Here is a 5,022-nt window from a genome sequence, read left to right on the forward strand (position 1 = left end):
CAAATCTGTTTCTTGTTCAATAATAAAATAAGTGCCGGGGTGCCTGTCCCCACTAACATGCAAGCAAGGATTTTTTTCTTGTTCCCAGGCTAGAGCCCGGGAACGAGAGGTAACCAGGAACCAAGAACCAGGAACCAGGAACCAGGAAGGACACAAGATAAGAGCAATGCATTATCTTGGGTTAAGTGGCAAAGCCCGCGTTAGTTTTATAAGTACAAAAAAGCCCCCGGACTCTCTTTAAGGACATTCAGCAGGTTGCAAAGAGAGCCAGGGGGCCTTGACTGCATCTGTTTCCTTTTTCAGCCCATCAGGGTTCTTTACCGGAGCTGTTTTCTGCCACCACCTTTTCTGCTATGGGTCCAGGGCACTCTTCATAATGAGCGAATTCCATGGTAAAGGTCCCCTGACCTCCGGTCATGGAACGCAGGTCCTGGGCATACTGCAGCATCTCGGCCATGGGCACATGGGCCCGCACCGAGGTTATGCCCTTGTCCGACTCTGATCCCAGCACCCGGCCGCGTTTGCTGGACAGGTCTCCGATAACATCGCCCATGTACTCGTCCGGCACAAACACCGTGGCCAGCATGATAGGCTCCAGAAGCACAGGGCTGCATTGTTCCACCGCCTTTTTAAAAGCCAGGGACCCGGCGATCTTGAAGGCCATTTCCGAGGAGTCTACGCTGTGATATGATCCATCGTACAGGGTGACCTTGAAGTCCACCACCGGGTAACCGGCCAGGACTCCCTTGGCCGCGGCCTCCTGGATGCCCTTGTCCACCGCGGGAATGTAACTCCTGGGGATTACTCCGCCCACTATGGCGTCCACAAACTCGTAACCTCCACCCCGGCCCAGAGGTTCCAGCTTTATCCAGCAGTCTCCGAACTGTCCGCGTCCGCCGGTCTGCTTCTTGTAGCGGCCCTGGACCTCGGTCCTGCCCTTTATGGTTTCGCGGTATGGAATCTTGGGGGTCTTTAAAACCACTGCGGCTTTATAGCGCCTCCTGGCCTTTTCCACGGCCATTTCAATGTGCAGCTGCCCCATTCCCGAAAGAAGCATATCCTTGGTCTCCTCGTTGCGGGTAAGCTGCAGGTTGATGTCTTCATCCAGGAGTTTCTGCACCGCGGCAAAGACTTTGTCTTCCTCACCCTTTTCCTGGGCTCCAAGGGCATAAGACAGGATGCAGGGGGAAAGCCGGGGTTTTGCAAGCACAAAAGGATCCTTTTCGCTGCACAGGGTGTCCCCGGTGGTGGTATTCTTGAGCTTGGCGGCAGCCACGATGCTTCCAGGACCGGCAGATTCCTTGAGCTGGACCTGTTTTTTCCCCTCCAGTACCAGGAGTTGTCCCAGCTTTTCCTTGTCATCCTTGAGAGGATTAAAAAGGAGCATATCCGAGGCAATGCTGCCGGACAATATGCGCATTACACTCAGCTGGCCGGTAAATGGATCCGTGATGGTCTTGAAAACAAAGGCCGCCGGTTCTTCATCGGGATGGGACTTCCTGGCCTTATCATCTTCCCCGACCCAGTCAGGGTGTTCCAGGGGGGAGGGCAGAAGTCCCTGCACCGCTTCCAGGAGCTTTATCCCGCCCTTGTTTTCCATGGCTGCCCCGGCGCAGACAGGCACCAGTTCCCTGGACAGTACGCCCTTGCGCAGTCCACTCTGAACCTCCTGTGGTTCCAGACTGCCCTCTTCCAGATACTTCTCCATGAGATCTTCGTCGCTCTCGGCGATATTTTCCATGGCCAGTTCACGCATCTCGGCCACGGTCTCCTGCATATCCTGGGGGATATCTCCGGGTACAAGCCTGCCTTCATCGGCGAAATAATATGCCTTTTCCTCCAGGATATCCACCAGTCCCTTGAAATCCGATTCAGCACCTATGGGCAGGTAAAGGACCACCGGCTTGATGCCCAAAAGATTGACCAGACTGTCGTAAGCCATTCTGAAATCGGCCCGCTCGCGGTCCATCTTGTTAATCATGATCACGGCCGGCAAGCCTGCTTCCTGGACCTCGGACCATAGCTTTTTGGTCAGAGGCTTGGCCCCGTCCACGGCATCCACCACGAACAGGGCCCCGTCCACGGCGGTAAGCAGAAAGCTTATGTCCCCGATAAAATTGTTGTCACCGGGAGTGTCCACCAGGAAGTGCCTGTTCTTATCCCAGGTATAAACAAAGAAACCCGGCTGAATGCTGCCGCGCCTCTTGATCTCTTCCGGCTCGAAATCCAGGCTGGTGGTGCCTTCTTCTATCTTGCCCAGCCGGCTTACGGCCTTGCACTGATACAGAATCATTTCCGCTATGGATGTCTTGCCTGTCCCCCCGTGTCCCACCAGGGCATAGGTCCTTTGCTTTTCCAACTTATCCAGCATGCGTGCGCCCCCTTTGTGCTTTGTCCGCGCCTGGATTCAGGCGGCGGGCAAGTTACGTTGCATTGTGCGAAAACTGCCCCGCATAAACGCGGGAATACGGGCCCCTTGTCCTGGACAACTCCTCGCCCGGAAGTTAAAGACCCTGTTGCCGTTTGTCTGAAAAATATCCTGTCCTATTGAAAGATGAATCAAAAGTTGTCAAGCTGCAAATTATATTTACTCAAAGCCAGAAAGACTGCATAGTCCAATTCAGGTGAAATAATCATGTTAATGTACAACCAGCTGACACTTGAGCCTGGAGAGATTTTGGAAGTTGACCCCTGCGTATTCTGGGCCGAAGAATGCGGCCGGGTCCTGCTGGATTCTCTCCGGCAACACGGGCAGCTTCAGCCCCTTCTGGTGCAGAAAACAGCCGGGGGATATTCTCTTTTGGCCGGGTACAAAAGATTTCAGGGCCTAAAAAGCCTCGGCAGGACACTCTACGCCCTGCAGGCAGATGTTGCCGGGCCTTGGGAAAAGGGCCTGATATATTTATCCTCCAACCTGGAGCGCACCCCGGATACCACCATGATGCTGCAGGCCCTGCGCTACTTTCAGCCCCTGGGCCAGGACCAGGAACAGGTTTATGTCATGATGGGGATAACCCCGGATTCCAGGCAGCAGCTCCAGTTGCAGGCCTGGCTGGAATTGCCGCATCGTTGGGACACCATACTGGAACATTCCCCGCAGCTTCTAGCCTGTGCCGGTGAACTGAGGGAGATGGACACCGAGGACCTGGACAGCCTGAATCCATTGTTTGTTGAGCTTTCCTGGTCCTTGAACAAGGCGCGCAAACTTTTGGAACTTTTGAACCGCTGCAGCAGGGCCGGAAAAATATCCCCTGCATGGGTCATTTCCAGGCTTGAAATGGATCGCGTCCTGCAAAAGGATTTAAGCCCCAAGGATAAAATTCAGACTATACTGAACAGTCTGGGCAGAGAAGCATACCCTGAGTATACCCGGCTCCAGGAACAGGCCCGTCAAAATATCAGACGTCTTGTCGCTGGTACCGCCTGGCACTGCATCCATCCTGATAACTTTGAAAGTTCAGATCTGCAACTGCTGGTAAGGGTAAGAACCCCGGAGGAACTGGACAGGGCATCCAGACAGCTAAGCCGCATTGCAGGCTCTGACCTTCTTCGCCCATGGCCGGTATATCCTTATGAATGATCCTGCCCCTGCCACCCGGCCTCAGCACCTTAACCCCCCGGAACATATCCTGGTGGACCCGGAGGTTGTTAACTCTTCCCTGAGCAGGCGGGTTTTGTCCAGGATGCCCGGAGTGCCCTGGACCGTGTGCCGCAACTACCAAAAACAGCTTCAGGATCTGGGTACAGACTCCCAGGTTCTCTACCTTAAAAACTACAAAGGCCGCTTCCTGCGTCCATGTCCCGGCACAAGCCGCTACCATTGCTGCGGCTACCAAATTATCCATATAGGAGAAAACTGCCCCCTGCAATGCACCTACTGCATCCTGCAGGCCTATTTTCAGGACAGGGTGCTCAAGATCTGGGCCAACCAGCAGGACCTTTTTCAGGAACTTGAAGAGCACCTTACCCGGAGCGACACCCCCATACGGGCAGGCACCGGGGAATTCACCGACTCTCTGGCTCTGGAAGCCGTCACCGGCTTTACAGGCGATCTGGTGTCATTTCTGGGGGATTACCACAATATCTGCCTGGAACTGAAATCCAAGATTGTGGAACTGGGCTGGATGCATAAGGTAAAGCACCCGGACCGGGTTCTGCCGGCCTGGTCAGTCAACTCACAGGCACTCATCTCAGCTCAGGAAAAAGACACCGACTCACTGGAGCAAAGGATGCAGGCAGCCAGGGCCTGCGTCCAGCAGGGTTTTCGGATCTGTCTGCACTTCGACCCCATCATCCATTATCCCGGCTGGCAGAAGGGATATGCCCGGGCCGTGGAGACCATATTCGATTACGTCCGGCCACGGGACATCGCCTACATGAGCCTGGGTTCCTTCAGGTTCATGCCCGACCTGGAAAAAATAATTATGCGCAACCATCCCCGGGCGGACTATGTCTACAACGAATTCATCACCGGACTGGACGGCAAAAAAAGACTGCTTCTGCCACTGAGGCTGGAGCAGTTCCGGTTTATTATCGGCAGGCTGAAAGAATCCGGCATGGGGCACAACATGTACTTGTGCATGGAATCCGGAGCTGTCTGGAAGAAAGTCCTGGGTTATACCCCAAAAGAACTGGGAGGTCTGGACAAACATCTGCTGCGACTTAGTTTTCCAACCAGGTCTCAGAACAGCCCCAAGATATTCATTGACCGGCATAAATTATTAAGCTAAAATATAATGTTAAACCTTGTATCATTAAAGCGAGAGTGGCGGAACCGGCAGACGCACTGGATTTAGGATCCAGCGGTTTTACCGTGGGGGTTCGAATCCCCCCTCTCGCACCAGATAATATTTTTCATGTAGTCTGTTCAGCGCTTTTATGGAAAGCAGAGGACAGGTATCTGCTTAGCACTACAGCGAAACTTATTTATTCACCTCCGGGGACTGGCTCTCCCCGCACTTATTTTTTCCAATAAAACCAAGATCATTTGTAATAAAAATAAGTGCGGGGGTGCCTGTCCCC

Annotated in this window: 3 protein-coding genes and 1 tRNA gene; 3 read left to right on the top strand and 1 reads right to left on the bottom strand. The window is 53.7% G+C overall.

Annotation, left to right across the window (positions count from 1 at the left end):
- Window positions 1–307: 307 nt before the first annotated feature.
- On the bottom strand, window positions 308–2,371 hold the full coding sequence (fusA, locus tag QZP87_RS09635) for an elongation factor G (RefSeq protein WP_291322706.1): 2,064 nt from the start codon (window positions 2,369–2,371) through the stop codon (window positions 308–310).
- 264 nt (window positions 2,372–2,635) lie between these two features.
- Here fusA and QZP87_RS09640 point away from each other — a divergent pair, with 264 nt between their 5' ends.
- The 3 genes from QZP87_RS09640 (at window position 2,636) to QZP87_RS09650 (ending at window position 4,843) form a co-directional block, all read left to right on the top strand.
- Window positions 2,636–3,580 (top strand): ParB N-terminal domain-containing protein, encoded by a 945-nt coding sequence (locus QZP87_RS09640; protein WP_291322707.1) that lies wholly within the window; start codon window positions 2,636–2,638, stop codon window positions 3,578–3,580.
- Window positions 3,573–4,730: a spore photoproduct lyase family protein gene (locus QZP87_RS09645; RefSeq protein ID WP_291322708.1), complete on the top strand. Its 1,158-nt coding sequence runs from the start codon at window positions 3,573–3,575 to the stop codon at window positions 4,728–4,730. Before QZP87_RS09640 ends, QZP87_RS09645 begins: the two co-directional genes overlap by 8 nt.
- 29 nt (window positions 4,731–4,759) lie before the next feature.
- A tRNA-Leu gene (locus QZP87_RS09650) sits at window positions 4,760–4,843 on the top strand.
- The last annotated feature ends 179 nt before the right edge of the window (window positions 4,844–5,022 follow it).

Source organism: Desulfonatronospira sp. (assembly GCA_003563255.1).
GTDB lineage: Bacteria > Desulfobacterota > Desulfovibrionia > Desulfovibrionales > Desulfonatronovibrionaceae > Desulfonatronospira.